Annotated in this window: 20 protein-coding genes and 1 other annotated feature; of the genes, 5 read left to right on the plus strand and 15 right to left on the minus strand. The window is 52.4% G+C overall.

What is annotated here, in order from left to right; all coding sequences use genetic code 11:
- Window positions 1-5: 5 nt before the first annotated feature.
- The 3 genes from lspA to ribF all read right to left on the minus strand — a co-directional run bounded on the left by lspA (window position 6) and on the right by ribF (window position 4,328).
- The gene (lspA, locus tag J1779_RS08845; RefSeq protein WP_056776793.1) at window positions 6-512 is read right to left on the minus strand and encodes a signal peptidase II; all 507 of its coding nucleotides are present in this window, start codon (window positions 510-512) and stop codon (window positions 6-8) included.
- Window positions 512-3,328: an isoleucine--tRNA ligase gene (gene ileS, locus J1779_RS08850; protein ID WP_122094220.1), complete on the minus strand. Its 2,817-nt coding sequence runs from the start codon at window positions 3,326-3,328 to the stop codon at window positions 512-514. Before ileS ends, lspA begins: the two co-directional genes overlap by 1 nt.
- 61 nt (window positions 3,329-3,389) lie before the next feature.
- Window positions 3,390-4,328, minus strand: a complete 939-nt coding sequence (gene ribF / locus J1779_RS08855; protein ID WP_056776787.1) for a bifunctional riboflavin kinase/FAD synthetase — start codon at window positions 4,326-4,328, stop codon at window positions 3,390-3,392.
- A 439-nt stretch (window positions 4,329-4,767) separates the two neighbouring features.
- Between ribF and rpsT the strand changes: the two genes are divergently transcribed.
- A complete protein-coding gene (gene rpsT, locus J1779_RS08860; protein WP_056776784.1) occupies window positions 4,768-5,031 on the plus strand; it encodes a 30S ribosomal protein S20 in 264 nt (87 codons plus the stop codon).
- Between the two features lie 82 nt (window positions 5,032-5,113).
- On the opposite strand, the gene nhaR is transcribed toward rpsT, so the two are convergent.
- The 4 genes from nhaR to dnaK all read right to left on the minus strand — a co-directional run bounded on the left by nhaR (window position 5,114) and on the right by dnaK (window position 10,611).
- Window positions 5,114-6,001 carry a transcriptional activator NhaR gene (nhaR, locus tag J1779_RS08865; protein ID WP_056776782.1) on the minus strand — a complete coding sequence of 296 codons (888 nt, stop codon included), beginning with the start codon at window positions 5,999-6,001 and terminating at the stop codon, window positions 5,114-5,116.
- 62 nt (window positions 6,002-6,063) lie between these two features.
- Entirely contained in the window at window positions 6,064-7,239 is a 1,176-nt protein-coding gene (gene nhaA / locus J1779_RS08870; protein ID WP_217203580.1) for a Na+/H+ antiporter NhaA, read from the minus strand.
- A 233-nt stretch (window positions 7,240-7,472) separates the two neighbouring features.
- Window positions 7,473-8,609, minus strand: coding sequence for a molecular chaperone DnaJ (gene dnaJ / locus J1779_RS08875; protein ID WP_056776775.1), 1,137 nt, complete (start codon window positions 8,607-8,609; stop codon window positions 7,473-7,475).
- A gap of 100 nt (window positions 8,610-8,709) precedes the next feature.
- Entirely contained in the window at window positions 8,710-10,611 is a 1,902-nt protein-coding gene (dnaK, locus tag J1779_RS08880; protein WP_056776772.1) for a molecular chaperone DnaK, read from the minus strand.
- Between the two features lie 332 nt (window positions 10,612-10,943).
- Here dnaK and satP point away from each other — a divergent pair, with 332 nt between their 5' ends.
- Window positions 10,944-11,543, plus strand: coding sequence for an acetate uptake transporter (satP, locus tag J1779_RS08885; protein WP_217203581.1), 600 nt, complete (start codon window positions 10,944-10,946; stop codon window positions 11,541-11,543).
- 93 nt (window positions 11,544-11,636) lie between these two features.
- Here the strand turns inward: satP and J1779_RS08890 are convergent, their stop codons facing one another.
- The 3 genes from J1779_RS08890 to tal form a co-directional block, all read right to left on the minus strand.
- On the minus strand, window positions 11,637-12,959 hold the full coding sequence (locus J1779_RS08890; RefSeq protein ID WP_217203582.1) for an MFS transporter: 1,323 nt from the start codon (window positions 12,957-12,959) through the stop codon (window positions 11,637-11,639).
- A 141-nt stretch (window positions 12,960-13,100) separates the two neighbouring features.
- Complete coding sequence (mog, locus tag J1779_RS08895; protein ID WP_056776763.1) at window positions 13,101-13,688, minus strand: molybdopterin adenylyltransferase; 588 nt, start codon at window positions 13,686-13,688, stop codon at window positions 13,101-13,103.
- A gap of 126 nt (window positions 13,689-13,814) precedes the next feature.
- A complete protein-coding gene (gene tal, locus J1779_RS08900) occupies window positions 13,815-14,768 on the minus strand; it encodes a transaldolase (protein WP_056777212.1) in 954 nt (317 codons plus the stop codon).
- 273 nt (window positions 14,769-15,041) lie between these two features.
- Here tal and J1779_RS08905 point away from each other — a divergent pair, with 273 nt between their 5' ends.
- Together J1779_RS08905 and yaaA are read left to right on the plus strand one after the other, a co-directional pair.
- Complete coding sequence (locus tag J1779_RS08905; protein ID WP_217203583.1) at window positions 15,042-16,469, plus strand: alanine/glycine:cation symporter family protein; 1,428 nt, start codon at window positions 15,042-15,044, stop codon at window positions 16,467-16,469.
- 112 nt (window positions 16,470-16,581) lie between these two features.
- A complete protein-coding gene (gene yaaA, locus J1779_RS08910; RefSeq protein ID WP_056776757.1) occupies window positions 16,582-17,355 on the plus strand; it encodes a peroxide stress protein YaaA in 774 nt (257 codons plus the stop codon).
- A gap of 67 nt (window positions 17,356-17,422) precedes the next feature.
- Here yaaA and thrC read toward each other — a convergent pair whose 3' ends face one another.
- From thrC to J1779_RS08935, 5 genes are all read right to left on the minus strand, one after another.
- Window positions 17,423-18,712, minus strand: a complete 1,290-nt coding sequence (gene thrC / locus J1779_RS08915; protein WP_122094230.1) for a threonine synthase — start codon at window positions 18,710-18,712, stop codon at window positions 17,423-17,425.
- Between the two features lie 24 nt (window positions 18,713-18,736).
- A complete protein-coding gene (gene thrB, locus J1779_RS08920) occupies window positions 18,737-19,666 on the minus strand; it encodes a homoserine kinase (protein WP_056776750.1) in 930 nt (309 codons plus the stop codon).
- 1 nt (window position 19,667) lies between these two features.
- The gene (gene thrA / locus J1779_RS08925; protein ID WP_122094232.1) at window positions 19,668-22,127 is read right to left on the minus strand and encodes a bifunctional aspartate kinase/homoserine dehydrogenase I; all 2,460 of its coding nucleotides are present in this window, start codon (window positions 22,125-22,127) and stop codon (window positions 19,668-19,670) included.
- Between the two features lie 38 nt (window positions 22,128-22,165).
- Window positions 22,166-22,282 (minus strand) — a sequence feature (Thr leader region).
- Complete coding sequence (gene thrL / locus J1779_RS08930) at window positions 22,221-22,289, minus strand: thr operon leader peptide (protein WP_071823645.1); 69 nt, start codon at window positions 22,287-22,289, stop codon at window positions 22,221-22,223. (Overlaps the previous feature by 62 nt.)
- Window positions 22,290-22,505: 216 nt before the next feature.
- A complete protein-coding gene (locus J1779_RS08935; protein ID WP_056776742.1) occupies window positions 22,506-23,192 on the minus strand; it encodes a tRNA/rRNA methyltransferase in 687 nt (228 codons plus the stop codon).
- Between the two features lie 668 nt (window positions 23,193-23,860).
- Here J1779_RS08935 and arcA point away from each other — a divergent pair.
- A complete protein-coding gene (arcA, locus tag J1779_RS08940) occupies window positions 23,861-24,577 on the plus strand; it encodes a two-component system response regulator ArcA (protein ID WP_217203584.1) in 717 nt (238 codons plus the stop codon).
- The last annotated feature ends 45 nt before the right edge of the window (window positions 24,578-24,622 follow it).

The following is a 24,622-nucleotide window of genomic DNA, read 5'->3' on the forward strand; positions in this document are numbered from 1 at the left end:
GCTTCTTATCCTTTGCTCTTCGTCGCTTCGTTCGGTTTCGCGAGGAAACCTTCCAGCACGACCAGCACCGCACCGACACAGATAAAGCTGTCGGCCAGGTTGAAGATCGGGTAATGCCAGTCATTCACGTAGAAATCAATAAAGTCGATCACGAAACCGTGCACCATGCGGTCGAACATATTGCCCAGCGCGCCACCAATAATCATCGCAAACGCAATGTTATTCATGCGCTGTTTCGCGCTGCTGCGATACATCAGTACCAGCAGAACGACCACAATCACCAACGCGATGGCAGTAAAGAACCAGCGCTGCCAGCCGCCTTTATCCGCGAGGAAACTGAACGCTGCACCCGGATTATGGGCGTAGGTCAGGTTAAAGAACGGGATCAGCGGCAGAGATTCACCGAGCTGGAAATGCCCCATGACCATAAACTTACTGCCGAGATCGACGATAACGACGAGAACCGCCAGCCATAGCCAGCGGAGTCCGGTAGAACTGAGAGGTTTACTCATTATGCAAACTTACGCTCTTCGCCGTCGCCGGCAATGTTAGTAACACAACGGCCGCAGATGTCGCTGTGTTCCGCGTTCTGCCCAATATCGGTAGTGAAATGCCAGCAGCGCGGGCATTTATCGCCCTCGGCTTTTGCCAGGCCGATCTTCAGGCCTTTAAGCAATTCACTGGCCTGAGCGGAATCGTCGGCTTCCGACAACGCAGCGACTTTCGCACCGGAGGTCAGCAAGACGAAACGCAGTTCATTGCCCAGTGAACGCAGGTCAGTGGCCAGCGCGTCGTCTGCGTACAAGGTGACAGCAGCTTCCAGAGAACCACCAAGACGTTTATCTGCACGAGCCTGTTCGATCACTTTGTTCACTTCACCACGAACTTTCAGCAACTCATCCCAGAACGCATCGTTCATGGATTCGTTACCGATCAGGCCAAACAGACCGTCGTACCACTCTTCGGTGAAGACGAACTTCTCACGTTTACCTGGCAATTCAGCCCAGATCTCGTCTGCAGTGAAGGACATGATCGGTGCCATCCAGCGAACCAGTGCTTCACAGATATGATAAAGCGCGGTCTGGCAGCTGCGGCGGGCAACGCTGTCGCTTTTCGCGGTGTACTGGCGATCTTTAATGATATCGAGGTAGAAGGAACCCATTTCGATCGAGCAGAACTGCATCAGACGTTGTACAACGCCATGGAAATCATAGGCTTCATACGCAGCAATGATCTCTTCCTGAGCGGCTTTCGCGCGGCCAACGGCCCAGCGATCCAGTACGACCATTTCTTCCGGAGCTACGCTGTGCAACGCAGGATCGAAACCGTTAAGGTTCGCCAGCAGGAAGCGCGCGGTGTTACGGATACGGCGGTAAGAATCAGCAGCACGTTTGAGGATTTCATCGGACACGGCGATTTCGCCAGTGTAATCCGTAGACGCAACCCACAGACGCAGAATGTCGCCACCCAGCTTATTCATCACGTCCTGAGGCGCAATGGTGTTGCCGATGGATTTAGACATTTTACGGCCCTGACCATCGACGGTGAAGCCGTGAGTCAGCACTTGCTTATAAGGCGCTTTGCCTTTCATCGCCGTGGAAATCATCAGTGAAGACATGAACCAGCCGCGATGCTGGTCAGAACCTTCCAGATACAGATCAGGCTCGTGACCGTTGAACTCAGGACGCACATCCACAACGGAAGAGTGTGTGGAACCGGAGTCAAACCAGACGTCCAGCGTATCTGGCACCTTCACGTAATCAGCAGCGTCAGCACCCAGAATGTCTTCCGGGTTCAAATCCCACCACGCCTGAATGCCGTCCACTTCAACACGCTTCGCGACTTCTTCCATCAGCTCAAGGCTGCGCGGATGCAGTTGTTCTGTGTCTTTATGAACGAACAGAGACATCGGGACGCCCCACGTACGCTGACGGGAAATACACCAGTCAGGACGGTTAGCGACCATATTTTCGATGCGTGCCTGGCCCCAGTCAGGGATCCACTGCACGCCTTTGATCTCTTCCAGAGACTGCTGACGCAGGCCTTTCTGATCCATGCTGATGAACCATTGTGGCGTAGCGCGGAAGATGATCGGTGTTTTGTGACGCCAGCAGCACGGATAGCTGTGCGTGATTTTCTCAACGTGCAGCAATGCGCCTTTTTCACGCAGCAGCTCAACAATCAGGTCGTTGGCTTTAAAGACGAATTTACCGTCCAGCGTCGGGTATGTGCCAGGCAGGTAGCAACCGTTCGGCCCCACCGGGTTTGCCACTTCCAGACCGTATTTCTGGCCGATAACAAAGTCATCCGGGCCATGGCCAGGTGCAGTGTGCACGGCGCCGGTACCGGCATCGAGGGTCACGTGATCACCGAGGATCGCCGGAACGTCGAAACCAAGGAACGGATGTTTGAAGCGCAGCAATTCGAGATCGGCACCTTTGCACTCGCCAAGTACGGTCCATTGTGCAACGCCTGCGCGTTTCATGACGCTTTCAACCAGATCGGTTGCCAGGATCACGCACTGCCCGTCAATCTGCACCAGCTGATAGGAGAACTCAGCGTTGAGTGAAATCGCACGGTTTGCTGGCATGGTCCACGGCGTGGTGGTCCAGATAACCAGCGAAATCGGGCCGTTAAAGGACGTCGCGCCGAATTTCGCCGCCACCGCAGCCGCATCGGTTGCATTGAACATCACATCAATAGAAGGGGAGCTTTTGTCGTAATACTCCACTTCGGCTTCAGCCAGTGATGAACCACAATCTGTACACCAGTGAACCGGCTTAGCCCCTTTGTGCAGGTGGCCGTTACCGATGATTTTTCCCAGCGCACGGATGATGTTAGCTTCAGTGTTGAAGTCCATGGTCAGGTACGGATGATCCCAGTCGCCCAGCACGCCCAGACGGATGAAGTCTTTCTTCTGACCTTCAACCTGTTCTGCGGCATATTTACGGCACGCCTGACGGAATTCCGCGGCGGTCACTTTCTCGCCCGGCTTACCGATCAGTTGTTCGACTTTCAGCTCGATTGGCAGACCATGACAGTCCCAGCCCGGTACATAAGGCGCATCGAAGCCCGCCAGCCCTTTGGACTTAACGATCATGTCTTTAAGAATTTTGTTGACTGAGTGACCAATATGAATGCTGCCGTTCGCATACGGAGGGCCGTCATGCAAAATAAAGGTTTTCTTGCCTTTCTTGGCAGCACGAATAATCCCGTACAGATCCTGGTCATACCAATTTTTCAGCATGTCAGGTTCACGCTTGGCCAGATCGCCACGCATCGGGAACCCTGTTTCCGGCAAATTCAGGGTGTTCTTGTAGTCACTCATAGATTCTCGGTTCCGTTTTCGGCTGGATTCCAGGCTTTGTTACACGCCTGTCAGTACAAGTTTAGCGTGGTGTCTTTAACCCGAAGAATTCCCGGGCCGTCACCTCATCGTTCGCAATTTGTTGCTTTAACGCATCAAGCGAGGAGAAACGCTGTTCATTGCGCAATTTTGCGCGAAGCACCACGTCAATGTGGCGCCCGTATAAATCTAATGTGGTGTCGAGCAGGTGAACTTCCAACTGCTTGCGCACGCCACCGACCGTCGGACGAATACCAATATTGGCGACGCCCGGCAAAGGTTCCGGGCCCAGGCCAAGAACTTCGACGGCATACACGCCGCGAACCGGTGAAACTACGCGTTTTAACGGCACGTTAGCCGTCGGGAAACCAATCGTGCGCCCCAGTTTGTCACCGTGGACGACGCGACCTGAAATACTGAACGGATGGCCCAGTAAGTTTTCGGCCAGTGCTAAGTCATCGTCACGCAGCGCATCGCGGATTGCCGTGCTGCTGATACGGTTACCGCCTTCGCGGAACGTCTGGGTACTGATCACTTCAAAGCCATACTCTTTTCCGGCTTTCTGCAACAGTTCAAAATCGCCCAAACGACTGGCACCAAAGCGGAAGTCATCCCCTACGGTCAGGAATTTAACGCCCAGCTTTTCGACCAACAGCTGTGAGACAAACGCCTGTGCCATGTGCGCAGCGAACCGCGGCTCAAAGTGCACACATAAAAGATAATCCACGCCGCACTCAGCCAGATATTTGGCTTTGTCACGCAGGCTGGTTAAACGAGCAGGCGCTTTATCCCCTGCAAACAGTTCCAGCGGCTGTGGTTCAAATATCATGACCATCACCGGCAGCCCCAGACGTTGACCTTCCAGCTTTAGCTGTTCAATCAGGGCCTGGTGACCACGGTGTACACCATCAAAATTGCCAATAGTCAGCACACATCCATGATGGCGTGCTCGAATATTGTGTATTCCGCGAATTAGCTCCATAGCTGGCTCAAATCCAATGCTGACTCATAAAGATGGAAATCGGCGGATTATACCTTGTACAGCCCCCAAGGTTAACCAGCGATTAGCAGGATCACACCATTCTCTCTTGCATACCGCAGATATTGCGGTTCAAATGAGTGTGTGGCGACGAAAATCTTTCTTTTCGTGCAGGGAATGCGTGACTTTTCGCATAAACAAAGCGTTAATGGCCGCCGTGGGCAGTTTGTACACTCTCCTGTCGATTTTTCTCGCGAAAGACTGTATTCCGATGCCGGAAGCTGTTAAAATCCTGCGCCATCACAACGTAACAAGCGACGATTGAAGTTCACACTTTAAAACGACGCTTATTTGCACAAATCCGTTGACAACAGAAGACCGAAAAGGCATATTCCTCGGCCTTTGAATTGTTCATCAATAGAAAAATATTTGGGAGTTGGCCTTGGCTAATATCAAATCAGCTAAGAAACGCGCCGTACAGTCAGAAAAACGTCGTAAGCATAACGCGAGCCGCCGTTCAATGATGCGTACCTTTATCAAGAAGGTATACACGGCTATTGCAGCAGGCGATAAAGCTGCTGCACAAAATGCATTTAACGAAATGCAACCAATTGTGGATCGTCAGTCTTGTAAAGGCCTGATCCACAAGAACAAAGCAGCGCGTCATAAGTCAAACCTGACTGCGCAAATCAACGCAATGCAATAATTGCATTACGCTGATATGCTTGATAAAAAAACCGGCTAACGCCGGTTTTTTTATACCTGAATGTTGAGTCTTGCCTGAACTGTTACTCAAACAGTGTTGAAAAATCCGTGTGGCAAATCCTTTGCACCGACGGATGCTGGATCATACGTTCGGCAAAAATCACGTAGTACTCTTCCAGAATCCCCTCGACACGTCCCACCTCAACAATGTTCTCATCCTGAAACTCAGTCGAAGAGTAAATCGCTGGGGCAACAAATATCGCGTCATTGTTCATGCCGAAAGCTTTCATCAGGGCAGCATCGTCAAACTCCCCCAAAATATTCACTTTCAAACCCTGCGTGTTAAACCAGTTAAGCAGCTTGCGCCCCAGCATTGAGCGACGTCCCGGGATCAGCAGAGAACGTTGCTCCAGGCAGGCAGGAAAATCAAAACCCGCAGGTGGGTTGCAGCAATAGAAACTGATTGGGCTTTCTCCCAGCTTGACTGAAAACAACCCTTCCTGTTGCGTCGAATCCACCGGACAGTCCGACAGGATCATATCCAGCTTATGCAGGCTCAGTTGTTCCAGCAGCATTTCGTGGGTGGATTCAAAGCAGCGCAGATGAATCTGCGCGTTAGCGGGTACGGCGGCTTCCAGAACGCGACTGACCAGCCGTTTCGACAGCGCATCCGCTACCCCAACGTCAAACAGCAAACTCGACTCTTTGCGATAATTCACGATATCCAGCATTTCCTGGCTCAGCGTGAACATTTTATCAGCGTAGCGATAAACCAGTTGTCCCAGCTCAGACGGCACCAGACCGCGCCCCTGACGTTTAAAAAGCTTGCCGCCTAAACGTTCCTCAAGGGATTTTATCTGCCCGGTGATGGTCTGCGGCGTCAGATACAGGGCCTCTGCGGCTCCGACGACAGAACCTGATTTACAGACGTGCCAAAAATAATACAAATGGTTGTAGTTAATATGAGGCATGTTTTATCCGTTCCTGAAAAATAAAAGCGCAGCGCGCCCTGAAACGCGCTGCACCTTCATCATTATTTGAGGGCTTTATTTGGCAAAGAGCGGCTTAACAGTAAGTAACCTAATACCGCCGAAGCCACAGACCCCATCAGGATGCCCATTTTCGCGTAAGTCAGCAGTGCCGGGTCACGTGTAGCGAAGGCCAGTGAGCCGATAAAAATCGACATGGTGAAACCGATACCGCACAACACAGACACAGCAGCAATCTGGCTAAACGTAATTCCCGACGGCAAACGGGTTACGCCAAACTTCAGGGCGACACCGCTGAAAAGGATGATACCTAACGGTTTACCGAGCAGTAATCCGGCAGCGATGCCCACAGGCAACAGGGAAAAAGCACCGGATACCGATACGCCCTGCAATGAGATCCCCGCATTGGCAAATGCGAAGACAGGCAAAATAAACCAGGCGACATAAGGATGAATGCCATGCTCAAGGCGACGCGCCGGGGATGGTTTATTTTCTTTGGTGTTCAGCGGGATCAGGAACCCGAGGATCACTCCTGCCAGGGTGGCGTGTACGCCAGACTTCAGTACGCATACCCAGAACACGGCGCCCACAACGAGATAAGGCGTCAGTCTGGTCACTCCCCGCCAGTTCATGAAGGCCAACACCCCGATGCAAACCGCGGACAGCCCCAGCGCCAGCACAGAGACATCATGGCTGTAAAACAGTGCAATGATGACGATCGCACCGAGGTCATCAATGATTGCCAGCGCCAGTAAAAATACTTTCAGCCCTGTCGGTACACGTGAACCCAGCAGCGCCATCACTCCAAGCGCAAAAGCAATATCGGTGGCCGCAGGAATGGCCCATCCCTGACGAGCGATCTCATCACTACCGTTAAACAGTAAGTAGATCAGCGCAGGCACAATCATCCCGCCCAGGGCGGCAATTGCCGGGAATAGCGCCTGTTCACGATTTGCCAGCGCGCCTTCGCACAGCTCGCGCTTCACTTCCAGCCCGATCATCAGGAAAAACACCGCCATCAGGCCGTCATTGATCCAGAGTAAAAGAGGTTTATCGATCAGCAGTTCTGAAAAACGTAGCGTAACGGGAATATCCAGAAATGCCTGATAAGCCCCCTGCCACGGGCTGTTCGCCATGATCAATGCCACGATAGCCGCGACGATCAGCACCACGCCTCCGGCGGCTTCCATCCGTAAAAACTGACGAATAATATTCGACATTCTGACTCTCCTGTAGAAAAACCGTGGCGCAAAAGGGATTGCCACAATGGAATGACCGAATTGTACGCAAAGACTCACTTCGTAAAAATTCGATTATTTCTGCAGTATAACTCGGTTTTTACGAATCATTGGATTTCAGGGTTTTGCCTGTTTTGAACCATAAAAAAATCCCCGGAGCGTCAACCGCTGCCGGGGATTTTGTCTGGCTTTCCGTCGCTGTAATCAGCGCGGGATTAGCGGGTCAGATCATCGAAGAACTTTTTCACGCCGTCCAGGAAGCTTTTAGAGCGCGGGCTGTTTTTCTCGCCCGAGACGCCACCAAAACTTTCTTCCAGATCACGCAGCAACTGCTTCTGTTTGTCGCTCAGGCTAACCGGCGTTTCAACAACAACGCGGCACATTAAATCGCCCTGAGCACCGCCGCGCACGGATTTCACACCGCGTCCGCGCATACGGAACATCTTGCCTGTTTGCGTTTCAGCAGGAATTTTCAGGCTCACGCGGCCATCGAGCGTTGGGACTTCGATTTCGCCACCCAGTGCAGCCATAGCGAAGTTGATGGGCACTTCGCAGTACAGGTTGTTGCCTTCACGCTCAAAGATTTTGTGCGCTTTAACCTGAACCTGAACGTACAGATCGCCTGACGGTGCACCATGCTCGCCCGCTTCGCCTTCGCCTTCAAGACGGATACGGTCGCCGGTGTCTACACCCGCAGGGATTTTCACGGACAAGGTTTTCGAACGCTCTACGCGACCATGACCGTGACATTTGCTGCAAGGATCTTTGATGACCTTACCGCGCCCCTGACAGGTCGGACACGCCTGCTGCACGGTGAAGAAGCCCTGACGCATCTGAACCTGACCCGCACCATGGCAGGTTGGACAGGTGGCCGGAGAGCTGCCCGCTTTCGCGCCGCTGCCGTGGCAGACGTCACATTCATCCAGCGTAGGAATGCGGATTTCTTTGGTGACACCACGAACGGCCTCTTCCAGAGTCAGATCCATGTTGTAACGCAGGTCTGATCCCCGGCTTGCACGCTGACGGCGACCGCCGCCAAAGATGTCGCCAAAGACGTCACCAAAGATGTCGCTGAAATCTGCACCGCCGCCACCGCCGTAGCCACCACCACCGCCCATGCCACCTTGTTCAAAGGCTGCATGACCGTACTGGTCATAGGCCGCACGCTTTTGCGCATCGGTCAGAATTTCATACGCTTCTTTAATTTCTTTAAATTTAGTTTCAGAGGCTTTATCGCCCTGATTGCGGTCAGGGTGATGCTTCATCGCCAGGCGCTTGTAGGCCTTTTTGATTTCACGCTCATCCGCTGTTTTGGATACGCCTAAAATCTCATAAAAATCTTGCTTCGCCATGCTTTAACCTACCCTCAACATGCGTGCACGGGCGCAGAGTTTCCTCGACGCCCGTGCTGGTTTTCAGTAATGAACTCTTACTGTGCCCGCTTAAGGGCGATTATTTCTTGTCTTTGACTTCTTCGAATTCAGCGTCAACAACGTCATCATCTTTCTGAGCGCTGTTATCGCCGCCTTCAGCCTGACCCTGCTGCTGAGCCATTTCCATCAGCTTACCGGAAACCTGTACCAGCGCCTGGATTTTCGCTTCGATGTCAGCCTTGTCTTCACCTTTAGCAGAAACTTCCAGTGCTTGCAGGGCTTCTTCAACGGCGGTTTTGTCTTCCGCTGGCAGTTTGTCGCCGGCTTCTTCCAGTTGCTTACGGGTACCGTGGATCAGGTGATCCGCCTGATTGCGGGTCTGGACCAGTTCTTCGAACTTACGGTCAGACTCAGCATTCGCTTCGGCATCATTGACCATTTTCTGGATTTCTTCTTCCGTCAGACCAGAAGATGCCTTAATGGTGATCTTCTGCTCACGGCCGGTAGTCTTGTCTTTTGCAGACACGTGCAGGATACCGTCGGCGTCAAGGTCGAAGGTCACTTCGATCTGTGCCTGACCGCGCGGCGCTGCCTGAATACCGTCCAGGTTGAATTGACCCAGAGATTTGTTATCGCTTGAACGTTTACGCTCACCCTGCAACACATGGATGGTCACTGCAGACTGGTTGTCTTCCGCAGTAGAGAACACCTGGCTGTGTTTTGTCGGGATGGTGGTGTTTTTGGTGATAAGCGGCGTCATTACGCTGCCCATGGTTTCGATACCCAGTGACAACGGAGTAACGTCCAGCAACAGAACGTCTTTCACATCACCTGCCAACACACCACCCTGAACCGCTGCACCGATAGCAACAGCTTCGTCCGGGTTCACGTCTTTACGTGGTTCTTTACCAAAGAATTCAGCCACTTTCTTCTGAACCATTGGCATACGCGTCTGACCACCGACCAGGATCACGTCCTGAATGTCAGACACTGACAGACCTGCGTCTTTCAGCGCGACTTTCAGCGGATCGATACAACGGTTAACCAGGTCCTCAACCAAAGATTCCAGTTTTGCACGGGTCACTTTGATGTTCATGTGCTTAGGACCGGTCGCATCTGCTGTGATGTACGGCAGATTCACGTCAGTTTGCTGAGCAGAAGACAGTTCAATCTTCGCTTTCTCAGCCGCTTCTTTCAGACGCTGCATCGCCAGCGGATCATTACGCAGATCCATACCTTGTTCTTTCTTGAACTCTTCAACCAGGTAGTTGATCAGACGGCTGTCGAAGTCTTCACCACCGAGGTGAGTGTCACCGTTGGTTGCCAGAACTTCGAAGGTTTTTTCGCCATCTACTTCATCAATTTCGATGATGGAAATATCGAAAGTACCACCACCCAGGTCGTATACCGCGATAGTGCGGTTACCGACTTCGCGATCCAGGCCATAAGCCAGTGCCGCTGCGGTAGGTTCGTTGATAATACGTTTTACTTCCAGACCTGCGATACGGCCAGCATCTTTGGTTGCCTGACGCTGTGCATCGTTGAAGTATGCAGGTACGGTGATAACAGCTTCAGTAACGGGTTCACCCAGATAATCTTCAGCGGTTTTCTTCATTTTCTTCAGCACTTCAGCAGAGATCTGCGGAGGTGCAATTTTCTGGCCTTTGATGTCGATCCAGGCGTCACCGTTGTCGGAGCCTACGATCTGGTAAGGCATGATGCCTTTGTCACGCTGAACTTCTTCATCCTGGAAGCGACGGCCAATCAGGCGCTTAATCGCAAACAGGGTGTTCTGTGGGTTAGTCACAGCCTGACGTTTAGCCGGAGAACCTACCAGAGTCTCGCCATCTGCCGCATAAGCGATGATGGAAGGAGTGGTGCGGTCGCCTTCAGCATTCTCCAGCACACGTGCAGTAGTGCCATCCATAATAGCTACACAAGAGTTGGTAGTACCCAGGTCGATCCCAATAATTTTACCCATTTAAACGTCTCCACTTAAAATTCATATTCGATCATGTTGTTACTGTATATGCGGGCAATGTTTTCGATTTCAATAGTTCGATTTCAACTGCCCGATATCGCGGCTTTCCCGACGGTAACAACTGCGGTTGGGAATAAGATGGGGCCATGCGGCGCAGCATCAAGGGGACAAGTGAAAAAAAATCTTCGATTGCTGTTACGCCAGATCAATGTTTGCCCGCCGCCACCTCTTTATGATGCCGCGCGCTTCTGAAGATATGTGGGGTTTTTACCCATTTCGCAAGCGGATATCCCCCAGTTATCTATTCGTAATATTTCTTATTCAGAGGATCTATGCAGAGCAAAACGTTGGCAAATCCAGGCCCGCTCGGGTTAATGGGCTTCGGTATGACCACTATCTTGTTGAATTTACACAATGCAGGCTTCTTCCCGCTGACGGCAGTGATCGTGAGCATGGGTATTTTCTATGGCGGTCTGATTCAGATTCTGGCCGGCATGATGGAATTCAAAAAGGGAAACACCTTTGGCACCACGGCGTTCACCTCTTACGGCGCATTCTGGCTGAGCCTGGTGGGCATTCTGATGCTGCCACGTATGGGCATGGCTGATGCCAGCAGTGAAAGTTTCCTCGGCGCGTATCTTGGCCTGTGGGGCGTTTTCACCTTATTCATGTTTTTCGGCACCCTGAAAGCCAACCGGGGTTTGCAGGTTGTTTTCGCAAGCCTGACGATTTTGTTCGCATTGTTGTGTTTCGGCAACATGACGGGCAACACCGCCGTACTGCACTTTGCCGGTTTCGAAGGCATTTTCTGCGGCGCCAGCGCAATCTATCTGGCCATGGCTGAAGTGCTCAACGAACAATACGGTCGTACCATTTTGCCGATTGGCGAACCTCACGGTCACCCACTGAATGCGGTAACCGCCGGGGCATAATTTCCCTCTGCACGATCTAAAAAGGCCTCGCTTATGCGGGGCCTTTGGCTTTTATAGTACCGATGTTTTTACCGTCGAAAGACCCGGTTGCCATTAACGCCCGGATGTCACCCGCTGATCAAAACCGGCCGGTGTCTTGTCCTCACTGTTGAGATCACGGGTTAAATAGATGCCCGTCAGCAAGCCAATCGCCGATAACGCCAGAACGTAATACGCCGGTGCCATCGGCGTCACGCGCATAATCAACGTGACAAAAATCGGTGTAAGCCCGCCAAAAATGGCGTAAGCCACATTGTACGAGAATGAAATACCGGTAAAACGGACTTCAGCCGGGAATGCGCGAACCAGCACATAAGGCACCGCGCCAACGATCCCGACGCTGAACCCTACCAGCGCGTACATGCCCATGAGCATCGACGGGTCTGCGGCCACAGAATGGTAGAAGGACCAGCTGCAGATGCCAAGGAACAAGCTGCCCACGATAAAGGTTTTGCTGGCACCAAAGCGGTCAACAATCCAGCCCGCCGCGATACACCCAAACGTCAAAGCGATGGTCGCCAGACTGTTCGCCTGTAACGCCTGCGCAGCCGGAATGCCGTATTGCTTTTGCAGCCAGGTTGGCGTCATCAGAATGATCACCACAATGCCCGCCGACAAAAGCCAGGTCATCAGCATCGATACCACGATCTCTTTTTTATGATTCACTACCACTGATTTCAGCGGCAGATCTTCTGCCAGCGTTTTTTGCGCTTTCATCTCAAGGAAGATCGGCGTCTCCTGCAACCAGCGACGCAGATACATAGCAAACAGGCCGAAAATACCGCCGAGGAAGAACGGAATTCGCCAGCCAAAGTCGCTGATCGCCGCAGGCGTCATTGCGCTGTTAAGCAGGGTTGCCACCAGAGAACCTAGCAGGATCCCCGCCGTCAGCCCGGCGGTCAGCGTCCCGCAGGCAAAACCAATACGGTTACGCGGAACGTGTTCTGCCACAAAGACCCATGCACCGGGCACTTCTCCGCCAATCGCCGCGCCCTGCAGAACGCGCATCAACAACAGCAATAACGGTGCAGCGATGCCGATTGAGGCATAGGTTGGCAGCATCCCCATGGCCAGCGTTGGCAGCGCCATCAGTAAAATGCTCAGGCTGAACATGCGCTTGCGGCCAACTAAATCGCCGAAGTGCGCCATGATAATGCCGCCCAGCGGACGTGCCAGATAACCGGCGGCGAAAATGCCAAAGGTCTGAACCTGACGCAGCCAGTCGGGCATATCTGCAGGAAAGAAAAGATCGCCGATTACCGCAGCGAAAAAGACGAAAATGATGAAGTCGTAGAATTCGAGGGCGCCGCCCAGCGCAGCCAGGGACAGCGTTTTGAAATCCTGCCGGTTCAGCCGGCGCGATTGTGCGTGTTGCATAAGAGTCCGTGTGACACCAGAGTGAGAATAGAAAAAAGGTTTTGCCGCCTCATGTAAAGTAATCATTACTATAGCGGCAAATAATTTTCACACCAGTGAGCCTGAATCTTACGTCAGCATATTTTCATAAAGTGATGGTATTCAGTTTTTTGTATCGCGACGGGCACTTTTCGGGCGAAAAGCTGCTACAACCGCCTCGTGCGTTTCCACATAAGGGCCATCAAGCAACTGGATGCAGTAAGGTACGCTGGCAAAAATGCCGGACACAATCACCTTCCCTTCTGCATCTTTCAGCCCTTCAAGCGTTTCCTGAATCGATTTTGGCTGGCCGGGTAAATTGAGGATCAGCGCCTGTTTGCGGATCACGCCCACCTGGCGCGATAAAATCGCCGTCGGCACAAAGTGCAGACTGATCTGACGCATCTGCTCACCAAAGCCCGGCATCTCACGGTCTGCAACGGCCAGCGTAGCGTCTGGCGTAACGTCGCGACGCGCCGGGCCGGTTCCGCCGGTGGTCAGCACCAGATGACAACCGCATTCATCCACCAGCTCACTGATCGCCTGTTCAATCAAAGGCTGCTCATCGGGGATTAATCTTTTTTCCAGCGTATAGGTCGTGATCAGCGCTTTTTCCAGCCACGCTTCCAGTGCCGGAATACCTTTATCCTGATAAATACCGCCCGACGCGCGATCTGATACCGATACCAGACCAATTCGTAATTTATCCATGCTATTTCTCCACAGCATTTTTCTTCATTGTCACAGGCTTCAGTATATCGGTAACCGGCCGAGGGTTTTATCGCAGGCATAAAAAAAGCGGCTGATGAGCCGCTTTTTGCTGAAACTGAGTGCTGATTACAGCAGGTCAGAAATCATTTTTTCCAGTTTACCCTGGTCGATTGCAAACTTACGGATGCCGTCAGCCAGTTTGTCGATCGCCATTGGATCCTGATTGTGGTCCCAGTAGAACTGAGCTTCAGTCAGTGGTGCAGGACGTGGTTTGGTTTCACCGGAGAAGGACAGTTTGCGCTCCAGCGGGCCTTCGCTCTCTGCCAGCTCTTTCAGCAGTGCAGGTGCGATGGTCAGACGGTCACAGCCAGCCAGTTCGATGATTTCGCCGATGTTACGGAAGCTTGCGCCCATCACGACTGTCTCGTAGCCGTGCTGTTTGTAGTATTCGTAGATTTCGGTCACAGACACAACGCCCGGATCTTCATTCGGCGCGAACTCTTTTTTGTCGCCATTGGCTTTGTACCAGTCGAGAATACGGCCAACGAATGGAGAAATCAGGAAGACGCCCGCTTCTGCACAAGCACGAGCCTGAGCGAAGGAGAACAGCAGCGTCAGGTTACAGTTGATGCCTTCTTTTTCCAGTTTCTCTGCAGCGCGGATGCCCTGCCAGGTAGACGCCAGTTTGATCAGGATACGGTCGTTAGTGATACCCGCGTCGTTATACAGTTTGATCAGACGTTTAGCTTTAGCCACGCTCGCGTCGGTGTCGTAAGACAGACGAGCATCAACTTCAGTTGAAATGCGGCCAGGGACCAGTTTCAGAATTTCCAGACCGATGTTTACTGCCAGTTTGTCAGCGGCATCAGTAATCTGCTGATCGTGATCGCTGCTCTGGTCACGTGCCCAGGCGATTGCTTCGTCGATCAGTTTACGGTATTCAGGAATTTGCGCAGCGCTGAGGATCAGTGACGGGTTGGTGGTCGCATCCTGCGGCTGGTACAACTTCATTGCCGCGATATCTCCGGTGTCAGCAACAACCTGAGTCATTTGGCGTAGGGAAGTCAGTTTATCGGTCATTTTGGCATATCTCATCGTTTGGACGTTTTCGTATAGGCATTTTCATGCCTTGCCTTTGGCTGATGATAACATGCAAAAAGCCAGGCGCAAGGCGCTTATCGCGGCATGCTCGGCTACGAACATCATGGATTTTCCCACCTTCCAAAACACACAAAATCAGCCAAAATGAATATATTCCCCGTCACGTAAAAAAGGTATGTTAGCCCTCCCGCAGCGAGGCGCACGCACGGAGTGGATAAAAATGATGAAAGGTAAATCAAACAAGGATAAGTCATGAATGAGTTACTGGAATTTTTCGATACAGTTCTCTGGAGTTCGATCCTGATTTATCTGTTGTTAGGCACCGGTATTTATCTCAGCTTCCGCCTCGGCTTTATTCAGTTCCGCCGCTTTCGCCATCTCTTTTCCTGCGCACCGTTCCAACGTCATCCCGACGCCCGCGGCTTGTCCGTATGGAGCGTATTTTGCCTGAGCATGTCCTCAAGAATGGGGACGGGTAATCTGACCGGTGTGGCGATTGCGCTGACGCTGGGCGGGCCCGGTGCCATATTCTGGATGTGGGTGATTGCGGTATTCAGTATGGCCACCGGGATGATAGAGAATACGCTGGCGCAAATTTATAAAAGCCCCGGCAACAAAGGTCGTTTCCGTGGCGGCCCCGCGGATTATATGGAGAAAGGTCTGGGTATGCGCTGGATGGGCATCCTGTTTTCCATTTTGATCGTCATTTCCTGCGGATTCATTTTTATCGCCTTGCAGGCCAATGCTATCGCACAGGCCTCCTCCCGGTTTTTAGACACGCCCGCGCTGACCACCTCCTTCGTACTGGCCACACTGACGGCGATACTGATTTTTGGCGGCATAAGCGCGATAACGCGGCTGGCGAACAAACTCATGCCCTTCATCGCCCTCGGCTATTTGCTGCTGGCTGTCTGGGTCATTGGTCATCATGTGGAAAAACTGCCGCAGGTTCTGGCGCTGGTGTTCAAAAGCGCCTTTGGTTTGCAGGAAGCGGCTTCCGGCGCGCTGGCGTACGGTATGACGCAGGCCATCACGCAGGGTATGCAGCGCGGTGTGTTCGCCAGCGAAGCGGGTGTCGGATCCTCGCCTAACGCCGCCGCAATGGCTTCGGTAAGTCATCCGGCGGCGCTGGGTTTTAATCAGATGCTGGCCGTATTTATCGATACGATAGTGATTTGTACCGCGACGGCGCTGATCATTCTGACCTCCGGCGCGCTCGAAAATCCCGGTGCACCGTCCGGAATTGCTCTGCTCCATCAGGCCATTTCTCCTGCGATACCAGGCTGGAGCAATGTCGTGCTGGCGGCACTCGTGTTTACGTTTGCTTTCACCTCCATCTGCGGAAATTACGCCTATGCGGAAAACAATCTCGGCTTTGTACGCAGCGAAAGGGGCGTAAAATTACTGGCTTTTCGTTTACTGGTGATTGCGATGGTATTCGGCGGCTGCCTGATGGAATTACAGGTCTTATGGAAACTGGCGGATATCTTCATGGCTCTGATGGCGCTTCTCAATCTGACCGCCCTGCTGTTGCTGTCAGGCATTGCCGTCAAAGTCGTGAAAGACTATGAACGCCAGCAGCGCATGGGGAAAATTCCCGTGTTTAATCCGAACCATTTTCCTGAACTGCGCGGCCAGCTTGAGCCGGGTATCTGGGATAAAAATCCGCATCAAAACTGATTTTTCCTATCGCTGTTATTTTCACCAGCGCGCTATTTCACTGACTTTTTTGCTACAGTAGTGCAACGAAAAATTCCTTAATCTGAACCGTCACTGACCAAACGGACGCACTATGCTGACCATTATTTCTCCTGCTAAAACGCTCGATTACGAAAGCCCGCTTGCGACAACGCGCTACACCCAGCCTGAACTGCTGGATAAATCCAGTGAGCTGATCACCGTGGCGCGTAAAATGTCCCCTGCGCAGATATCTTCCCTGATGGGGATCAGCGACAAACTGGCCCATCTGAACGCGGAAAGGTTCAACGACTGGCAGCCAGATTTCACGCCGAAGAATGCGCGTCAGGCGTTGCTTGCCTTCAAAGGGGACGTGTATACCGGCTTACAGGCAGAAGATTTCAGCGAGAAAGACTTCGATTTTGCCCAGAAACATCTGCGCATGTTGTCCGGTTTGTATGGCCTGCTGCGTCCGCTGGATCTGATGATGCCCTACCGTCTGGAAATGGGTATCCGCCTGGAAAATCCGCAGGGCACGAATCTTTATGCTTTCTGGGGCGATTTACTGACTGAGAAACTGAACCTGTTGCTCAGCGAACAGAAAAGCAAAGTGCTGGTGAACCTGGCCTCCGACGAATATTTCAAAGCGGTGAAACCTAAACTTCTGGATGGCGAGATCATCAAGCCCGTCTTCCTCGATGAAAAAAATGGCAAATACAAAGTCATCAGCTTCTACGCCAAAAAAGCCCGCGGTCTGATGAGCCGGTTTATCATCAAAGAGCGTCTGGATAAGCCGAAACAGCTTCAGGATTTCAATCTGGAAGGTTACGCATTTGATGAATCACGTTCACAGGGCAATGAGCTGGTATTTACCCGCCCTGAACGCTGATGTCCCTGAATGACAGACATAAAAAAGCCCTCCTGAAGAGGGCTTTTGCCTTTCTGACGCACCGTCTTTATTCAGGCAGTGCCATCAGGAATGCACGCATTTCGCTGAAATCAGCCGGCAGGTTATGCGACAGCAGCGGTAAATCCGCGCGTTCAGCCAGTTCTTTCGGCAAGCCGATATCCTGACCCAAAATCGATTCCACGCTTTCTTTGAATTTCGCCGGGTGCGCGGTACCGATAAACAGGCCGAACTCGCCCGGTTGCAGCTGATCGCGCAGCACGCGGTAAGCAATGGCGGCGTGCGGCTCAGAGATATAACCGAGGTCCGCCAGCTCGCGCATCGCGTCTTCGGTGGTGTCATCGCTGACGGCACCAAAACCGAGATCTTTCAGTTGCCAGATCTTGCGGCGGTACAACTCTTCCACGCGCGGCCAGTTGTTAGGCTGGCTGACGTCCATCGCATTCGACAGCGTCGCGACGGTTTTCTTCGGTTCCCATTCCCCGTTAGACAGGAAACGTGGCACCGTGTCGTTGGCGTTAGTTGCCGCAATAAAGCGTTTGATCGGCAGGCCCAGAGATTTCGCCAGCAAACCGGCGGTCAGATCGCCGAAGTTACCGCTTGGTACCGACACAACCAGCTGATTGCGCGCTTCCTGCGGCAATTGGGCAACGGCCTCGAAGTAATAGCAAATCTGCGCCAGCAGACGGCTGATGTTGATGGAGTTCGCCGAGTTCAGCTTCAGCGCGTGTTTCAGCTCTTCATCATCAAAGGCCTGCTTGACCAGCGCCTGACAGGCGTCGAAATCGCCATCAATCGCCACGGTATGAATATTGCCACCGAGCGTACAGAACAGTTTTTCCTGCAGCGGGCTGATTTTGCCGCGCGGATACAGAATAACAACGCGCACATTTTTCATACCGTGGAAAGCATGCGCCACTGCCGCACCGGTATCCCCGGAGGTTGCGGTCAGAATGGTCACCGGCTGGTCGCCAGACACCTGAGTCAGGATCTGCGCCATGAAGCGGCCGCCGAAATCTTTAAACGCCAGCGTCGGGCCGTGGAACAGCTCCAGGCAGGCGATGTCTTCTTCCACTTTGGCGAGCGGCGCCGGGAAGGCAAACGCGTTTTTCACACGCTGATGTAACGCTTCTTCAGGGATTTCATCGCCGATGAAAGCAGAAAGAATATGGCTGCTGCGGGTGACGAAATCCAGCTCCAGCAAGCGGTCAATTTCGGTCAGTTCAAATTCAGGCAGATCCAGCGGGAAGAATAAACCCTGCTGTTTTCCTAAACCTTGTTTGACTGCCTGAGCAAAGCTGACCTGCTCGTTGTGATCCTTCAGGTTGTACAGTTTCATTTGTTATCCCAGTAAATTTTCGAGTTATCCCAATACCCGCGCGCCCGCGGTATCAAGACGACAAATATGAACAAAACCTTCGTCATTTTGCAGATAGTGCGCCTGCAACCAGTCAGCCATGCGTTTCGCCGTGGCGCTGTCGTTACACACTGCAAACAGCGTCGGGCCGGAACCGGAAATCCCGCAGGCCAGCGCACCGATTTCTTCTGCGGCGGTGCGTGCTTCCGCAAAGCCCGGCAGCAGACGAGTGCGATACGGTTCAGCAATCACGTCTTTCATCAGCTTCGCCGCCAGCGCGGGTTGCTGGGTATGGCAGGCGTGAATAAAGCCCGCCAGATAACGGCCATGGCTGATGCAATCCTGGCGGCGATACTGTGCCGGTAAGATTGCCCGCGCTTCCGCCGTTGAAACTTTAATCCCCGGATACGCCATCACCCACAGCCAGTCGTCAAAACTCGGCACGTTCTGGCTGATGATATCCAGCTCTTCCAGCATCAGCTGAATGCCGCCCAGATAGCACGGCGCGACGTTGTCAAAATGTACGCTGCCGGAAATTCGCCCTTCCAGCTCTCCCATTAGCGACAGCATCTGGTTTTCACTCAACGGCTTGCCGCAGAATTCATTCATCGCCATCAGACCGGCAACCACCGAGCATGCGCTGGAACCCAGACCGGATCCGATCGGCATGTTTTTTTCCAGCGTCATCGCCACCGGCACTTCCTTGCCGATTTCCTGACAGAAACGCTGCCAGCACTGATAGACAATGTTGTCTTCCATGCGGTCTGGCAGTTTGGAGACAAACTTGCCTTCACTCTTCAGGCTAAATTCTGTGGCAGCTTCAACCGACACACAGTCGCCGAGCAGCGTACCGTCCACCGGAGAAACTGCCGCGCCCAGCACGTCGAAACCGACGCTGACGTTCCCAATTGAAGCCGGGGCATACACCTTAACCATATTAAACTCCTAACTTCCATGACAGCGTTCGCAAAAGATCGGCAAACACACCTGCTGCCGTCACATCATTACCGGCACCGTAACCACGCAGAACCAGCGGCAACGGCTGATAATAGCGACTATAAAACGCCAGCGCATTCTCACCATTTTTTACTTTATAAAGCGGGTCATTACCATCGACGGCATCGATTTTCACTTTGCAACGCCCCTCTTCGATAGCACCGACATAACGCAGTACCTTGCCCTCAGCGGTAGCCTCGGCCACGCGTTTGGCGAATTGTGCATCCAGTTCCGGCAGACGCGCCACAAATTCATTTACGTTGCCTTCTGCATTGAAGGAAGACGGTAAAACAGATTCCACCTCGATATCCGTCAGTTCCAGCTTGTATCCGGCTTCACGCGCCAGAATCAGCAACTTACGGGCAACGTCCATACCGGAAAGATCATCACGCGGATCCGGCTCGGTATAGCCCATTTCCTTCGCCTGCAAGGTCGCCGCAGACAGTGACATGCCTTCATCCAGTTTACCGAAGATGAACGATAACGAACCGGAAAGGATGCCGGAGAATCGCAGCAGTTCGTCACCGGCGTTCAGCAGGTTTTGCAGGTTTTCGATCACCGGCAAACCCGCACCGACGTTGGTGTCGTACAGGAATTTACGGCGCGAACCATCCGCTGCTTTGCGCAACTGGTGGTAGTAATTCATTGATGAGGTGTTGGCTTTTTTGTTCGGCGTAACAACGTGGAAACCGTCTGTCAGGAAATCAGCATACTGATCGGCCACTTCCTGGCTGGACGTGCAGTCGACGATCACCGGATTGAGCAGATGATATTCTTTGACCAGACGGATCAGGCGCCCCAGATTCAGCGGCTCTTTCGCCGCGGCCAGCTCCTGCTGCCAGCTGTCGAGCGCGATGCCGTGAACATTGGTCAGCAACGCGCGGGAATTGGCGATACCGCAAACGCGCAGATCGATATGTTTGGTTTTCAGCCATGCCTGCTGACGGCGGATCTGTTCGATCAACGCGCCGCCTACACCGCCGACGCCGATCAGGAACACTTCGATCACCTGATCGGTGTTAAACAGCATCTGGTGGCTGACACGCACGCCGGTAGTCGCATCGTCGTTATTGACGACAACAGAAATTGAACGCTCAGAAGAACCCTGGGCAATCGCCACAATATTGATGTTGGCACGCGCCAGCGCAGAGAAGAATTTCGCCGAGATCCCGCGCAGCGTACGCATGCCGTCGCCGACCACGGAAATCACCGCCAGCTTTTCCATCACGTCGAGCGGCTCAAGCAGACCGTCTTTCAGTTCCAGATAGAATTCGTCTTCCAGCGCCTTGCGCGCGCGTTCCAGCTCATTTTGCGGCACACAGAAACTGATGCTGTATTCAGACGAGGACTGAGTGATCAGCACAACGGAAATGCCCGAACGGGACATCACCGCAAAAACGCGCGCCGCCATGCCGATCATCCCTTTCATACCCGGCCCGGACACGTTGATCATCGCCATGTTGTTCAGGTTGGTAATGCCTTTCACCGGCGTGTTATCGCCAAGGCTTTCACTGCCAATCAGGGTGCCAGGCGCCTGCGGGTTAGTGGTGTTTTTGATGAGACAAGGGATCTGGAACTGAGCAATAGGCAGGATGGTACGCGGATGGAGCACTTTCGCACCAAAGTACGACAGCTCCATCGCTTCCTGATACGACATCGATTTCAGCAGGCGGGCATCGGGAACAATGCGCGGGTCACAGGTATACACGCCGTCAACATCGGTCCAGATTTCGCAGCAGTCAGCGCGTAAACACGCCGCCAGCACGGCGGCGGAATAGTCAGAACCGTTGCGCCCCAGCACCACCAGTTCGCCTTTGTCGTTACCGGCGGTGAAACCGGCCATCAGCACAATGTGGTCAGCGGGAATGGCACTTGCCGCAATGCGACGGGTGGATTCATTGATATCTACGGTGGATTCAAGGTAATGGCCTTGTGCGAGCAGCTTCTCAACCGGATTGATCACGGTGACGCCAAAGCCTTTGGCAATAAATACGGCTTCCATGATGGCAATAGAGAGTTTTTCGCCACGACAGATGATCGAGGCGTTGACGCTGTCCGGGCACTGGCCCAGCAGGGTGATGCCGTGCAGCAACTGTTTGAGCTGAGCGAATTCCTGATCTACATAGGCTTTCACTTTTGCCAGATCAAAGCCCGGTTGTGCGTCCGCCAGACCCGAGATCAGCTGTCCGAAAATGCTTTCTGCATCACTCATGATGGTATGAATGTCCTGTCCTGCGACAGTTCGCTCAATCATGGCGACCAGATAGTTGGTAATTTTGGCAGGTGCAGATAATACCGTTGCGACCTGTCCCTGACGCGCATTGCTTTCCATAATGTCCGCAACCCGCAAGAAGCGTTCTGCGTTTGCTACCGAGGTCCCGCCAAATTTCAACACTCGCATTTCTGATTCTCTCCTGAAGCTCGTCGTTTTAAAGTGTTAAAAAAAAAGCCCGCACTGGTTAGGTGCGGGCTTTTTTCTTTTTTCCTGTACGCGTCAGCCCGCCCCGTTACCTGTGGTATCGGTGGTGGTAATAATTGTTGTGTTCAGGCTGATGATTCGCATTTTTATCTTCTGTCTGTCTTAGAGTTTTTACGCTGTCTGCCTCTATTAGCTAAAGCATAAGGCACAACAAGTCAAATTTTTTCTGGTTTTACGCTGACGGTCACGGTCGAAACAAAATGAACAATCCGCTGCACGTAAAGCAAATTCCAGTTCAAATAGCAGGGTTATTCAGTTTATCCGGAATATTGCACTACCGTAAAGAATAAACCCCTCACATCATTGGTTCAGCTTTTTTTCGATGTCATGCAGCAAAGTGTGCAGCATTGCAGCATCCCGCTGCTGCAAAAGTCCGAGGCGCTGATGCACCCAGTCGGCCAGTTTTTGATCATCTTCGGCCCCGACATTTTCCAGTAATCGGCCCACCCGCGAACGCAAGGCAGACAACTGCCCTGCCTCGGCATTTTCCGCCCGTGCAGCGGCAACCTGGTTGAGTGACGACAGCTGGTAACAGAAAACCATCACCGCCTGCCCGAGATTCAGAGACGGATAATCAGCCACCATCGGTACGCCGGTGAGGATGTCGGCGAGCTCAAGCTCTTCATTCGTCAGGCCTGAATCTTCACGCCCAAACACCAGCGCCGCATGGTTCACCCACTGACTTTTTTCTTCCAGCTGCGTCAGCAACTCCGGCGGCGTGCAGTAATAGTGGAAGCGCGCACGGCTGCGGGCAGTGGTCGCCACCGTAAAATCGATATCGGCCAGTGCTTCCGCCAGTGTGGTGAAATGCAGGGCATTTTGCAGGATCTCCTGCGAACCATGCGCCACCCAGCCCGCTTCCGGTTTCAGATGCGCTTCGCTGTCGACAATACGCAAGGATGCGAAGCCCATGGTTTTCATGGCTCGTGCCGCCGCCCCGACATTTTCAGGGCGCGCAGGTGAAACCAAAATAATATGAAGTTGCATGTCGTACCTTCGCAAAGAGTGGGAGAGATAATGTCGGGTGTGGTTCAGCGATGAATTTTTGCCCTGCGCCAGACCTTATTCAATGCTTATATTATTCACAAGAACTTAACAGCCGACGGAATATATTCATCCATTTTATCGGAAAACCGAAGCTGACAGTAAAAAAAGGTGCTGGCGCGGTTAAGCAAACTTTATTAAAATTTAAATCATTATTTTTCATAAGGATATATAATACTCACTCATCCATTTTTTGCATTTATCTCGGTCAACTTAATGAATTGCTGAATCGTGTACAATAAAGGACGAAATGTGACTCAAGCGTGCATTCTTATAAGTGTTTTTCACGTTTCTGTTACCGTGCTACAATTGAACTTGATATATGTCAACAAACCGTAGTTTTGTTGGGTGGTAATTTCGGCACTCGCTGTTATATTGCTGTTAATAGGGTTAGGATATGCGCCGCTTTAGGACCACGTGGAACTGCAGAAAGTGGAATCCCTGACCGAGCTTGCGATGTTGTTGCCGTTGATGGAAATTGCATCGAGAACGCGTTTACGTACTTTAGTCATGTAACGAGTGAGATGGCCAGTAAGCCGTCGAAATTCATCGGGATAACAAGGACTTCTGTACTCCTATTTTCTATTTGTTGGCAATCTTAGGTAGCAATCATGCAGACCCCACATATTCTGATCGTCGAAGACGAGTTAGTGACACGTAATACGTTAAAGAGCATTTTTGAAGCAGAAGGCTACATGGTACATGAAGCCAATGATGGCGCAGAAATGCACCAAATCCTGTCCGAAAATGACATCAATCTGGTTATCATGGACATCAACTTGCCGGGCAAAAATGGCCTGCTGCTGGCACGCGAATTGCGTGAACAAGCCAGCGTTGCACTGATGTTCCTGACCGGCCGCGACAATGAAGTTGATAAAATTCTGGGTCTTGAAATCGGCGCAGATGATTACATCACCAAGCCGTTCAACCCACGTGAGCTGACCATCCGCGCTCGCAACCTGCTTTCCCGCACGATGAACCTGGGTACTGCCGGTGAAGAACGTCGTCTGGTAGAAAGCTACAAATTTAATGGCTGGGAATTAGACATCAACAGCCGTTCACTGATCAGCCCTCAGGGTGAGCAGTACAAATTACCGCGCAGTGAATTCCGCGCCATGCTGCACTTCTGCGAAAACCCGGGCAAGATCCAAACCCGCGGCGATTTGCTGAAGAAAATGACTGGCCGTGAGCTGAAACCTCATGACCGTACGGTGGACGTGACTATCCGTCGCATCCGTAAGCATTTCGAAGCGACGCCTGACACACCAGAAATCATCGCCACCATTCACGGCGAAGGCTACCGTTTCTGCGGTGATCTGGAAGACTGATCCCCGGCCCGCATACAGAAGGTTGCCAACCGTTCTGTTGCAACA

Source organism: Rahnella rivi, from assembly GCF_019049655.1.
Taxonomy (GTDB): domain Bacteria; phylum Pseudomonadota; class Gammaproteobacteria; order Enterobacterales; family Enterobacteriaceae; genus Rahnella; species Rahnella rivi.

Bases quoted from the DNA above. Each gene is read 5' to 3' on its own strand.
- lspA (WP_056776793.1), bottom strand. From the start codon at position 512: ATGAGTAAACCTCTCAGTTCTACCGGACTCCGCTGGCTATGGCTGGCG.
- ileS (WP_122094220.1), bottom strand. From the start codon at position 3,328: ATGAGTGACTACAAGAACACCCTGAATTTGCCGGAAACAGGGTTCCCG.
- ribF (WP_056776787.1), bottom strand. From the start codon at position 4,328: ATGGAGCTAATTCGCGGAATACACAATATTCGAGCACGCCATCATGGA.
- nhaR (WP_056776782.1), bottom strand. From the start codon at position 6,001: ATGCCTCATATTAACTACAACCATTTGTATTATTTTTGGCACGTCTGT.
- nhaA (WP_217203580.1), bottom strand. From the start codon at position 7,239: ATGTCGAATATTATTCGTCAGTTTTTACGGATGGAAGCCGCCGGAGGC.
- dnaJ (WP_056776775.1), bottom strand. From the start codon at position 8,609: ATGGCGAAGCAAGATTTTTATGAGATTTTAGGCGTATCCAAAACAGCG.
- dnaK (WP_056776772.1), bottom strand. From the start codon at position 10,611: ATGGGTAAAATTATTGGGATCGACCTGGGTACTACCAACTCTTGTGTA.
- satP (WP_217203581.1), top strand. From the start codon at position 10,944: ATGCAGAGCAAAACGTTGGCAAATCCAGGCCCGCTCGGGTTAATGGGC.
- J1779_RS08890 (WP_217203582.1), bottom strand. From the start codon at position 12,959: ATGCAACACGCACAATCGCGCCGGCTGAACCGGCAGGATTTCAAAACG.
- mog (WP_056776763.1), bottom strand. From the start codon at position 13,688: ATGGATAAATTACGAATTGGTCTGGTATCGGTATCAGATCGCGCGTCG.
- tal (WP_056777212.1), bottom strand. From the start codon at position 14,768: ATGACCGATAAACTGACTTCCCTACGCCAAATGACTCAGGTTGTTGCT.
- J1779_RS08905 (WP_217203583.1), top strand. From the start codon at position 15,042: ATGAATGAGTTACTGGAATTTTTCGATACAGTTCTCTGGAGTTCGATC.
- yaaA (WP_056776757.1), top strand. From the start codon at position 16,582: ATGCTGACCATTATTTCTCCTGCTAAAACGCTCGATTACGAAAGCCCG.
- thrC (WP_122094230.1), bottom strand. From the start codon at position 18,712: ATGAAACTGTACAACCTGAAGGATCACAACGAGCAGGTCAGCTTTGCT.
- thrB (WP_056776750.1), bottom strand. From the start codon at position 19,666: ATGGTTAAGGTGTATGCCCCGGCTTCAATTGGGAACGTCAGCGTCGGT.
- thrA (WP_122094232.1), bottom strand. From the start codon at position 22,127: ATGCGAGTGTTGAAATTTGGCGGGACCTCGGTAGCAAACGCAGAACGC.
- J1779_RS08935 (WP_056776742.1), bottom strand. From the start codon at position 23,192: ATGCAACTTCATATTATTTTGGTTTCACCTGCGCGCCCTGAAAATGTC.
- arcA (WP_217203584.1), top strand. From the start codon at position 23,861: ATGCAGACCCCACATATTCTGATCGTCGAAGACGAGTTAGTGACACGT.